Origin of the sequence: Acinetobacter sp. 22301 (assembly GCF_052045285.1) — a bacterium.
Taxonomy (GTDB): domain Bacteria; phylum Pseudomonadota; class Gammaproteobacteria; order Pseudomonadales; family Moraxellaceae; genus Acinetobacter; species Acinetobacter pittii.
On sequence record NZ_JBQEOR010000024.1, the window covers coordinates 1 to 1,625 of the forward strand.

1 protein-coding gene is annotated in these 1,625 nt (G+C 48.6%); it reads left to right on the forward strand.

The window, feature by feature from the left end:
• Positions 1-1,625: hypothetical protein (locus tag ACTJJH_RS18335; protein WP_440601570.1), on the forward strand; the 1,625-nt coding region annotated here is incomplete at both ends.

The window sequence follows — 1,625 nt, forward strand, 5'->3', positions numbered from 1 at the left end:
AGCAACAAGTGACGGCAACAGTTCAACCGGATGGCAGCTATACAGCAGAAGTACCGGCAGGCTTTGCTGATGGCGAGTTAACAGTTGAAGCAGAAACAGTGGATCGTAACGGTACACCACTTAATGCTGAAGACAATCTGTCAGGTCAAGATGGTCTAGATCGAGTTGATGGCACCATTACAGTTGATGTGGATAACCAAGGTCATATCACAGGTGGAACGACTGATGTTGCACCGGGCAGCGAAGTCACATTAACCATCACAGGTCAGGATCAGGCAGGTAATCCACTTGAGCAACAAGTGACAGCAACAGTTCAACCGGATGGCAGCTATACAGCAGAAGTACCTGCAGGCTTTGCTGATGGCGAATTAACAGTTGAAGCAGAAACAGTGGATCGTAACGGTACACCACTTAATGCTGAAGACAGCCTTGTGAAGACCGATCATGACAATGATCCATCTACACCGGATCAAGGTGGATTAGACCGAGTTGATGGCACGATTTCTGTTGATGTAGACAACACGGGTCATATCACAGGCGGTACCACAGATGTTGCACCGGGTAGTGAAGTGATCTTGACGATTACCGGTCAAGACCAGTCAGGTAATCCACTTGAGCAACAAGTGACGGCAACAGTTCAACCGGATGGTAGCTATACAGCAGAAGTACCGGCAGGCTTTGCTGATGGCGAGTTAACAGTTGAAGCAGAAACAGTGGATCGTAACGGTACACCGCTTAATGCTGAAGACAATCTGTCAGGTCAAGATGGTCTAGACCGGGTTGATGGCACGATTACAGTTGATGTAGACAACACGGGTCATATCACAGGCGGTACCACAGATGTTGCACCGGGTAGTGAAGTGATCTTGACGATTACCGGTCAAGACCAGGCAGGTAATCCACTTGAGCAACAAGTGACGGCAACAGTTCAACCGGATGGCAGTTATACAGCAGAAGTACCGGCAGGCTTTGCTGATGGCGAGTTAACAGTTGAAGCAGAAACAGTGGATCGTAACGGTACACCACTTAATGCTGAAGACAATCTGTCAGGTCAAGATGGTCTAGACCGGGTTGATGGCACGATTACAGTTGATGTAGACAACACGGGTCATATCACAGGCGGTACCACAGATGTTGCACCGGGTAGTGAAGTGATCTTGACGATTACCGGTCAAGACCAGGCAGGTAATCCACTTGAGCAACAAGTGACGGCAACAGTTCAACCGGATGGCAGCTATACAGCAGAAGTACCGGCAGGCTTTGCTGATGGTGAGTTAACAGTTGAAGCAGAAACAGAGGATCGTAACGGTACACCAGTCAATGCTGAAGATAGCCTTGTGAAGACCGATCATGACAATGATCCATCTACACCGGATCAAGGTGGATTAGATCGAGTTGATGGCACGATTTCTGTTGATGTGGATAACCAAGGTCATATCACAGGTGGAACGACTGATGTTGCACCGGGTAGTGAAGTGATCTTGACGATTACCGGTCAAGACCAGTCAGGTAATCCACTTGAGCAACAAGTGACGGCAACAGTTCAACCGGATGGCAGCTATACAGCAGAAGTACCGGCAGGCTTTGCTGATGGCGAGTTAACAGTTGAAGCAGAAACAGTGGAT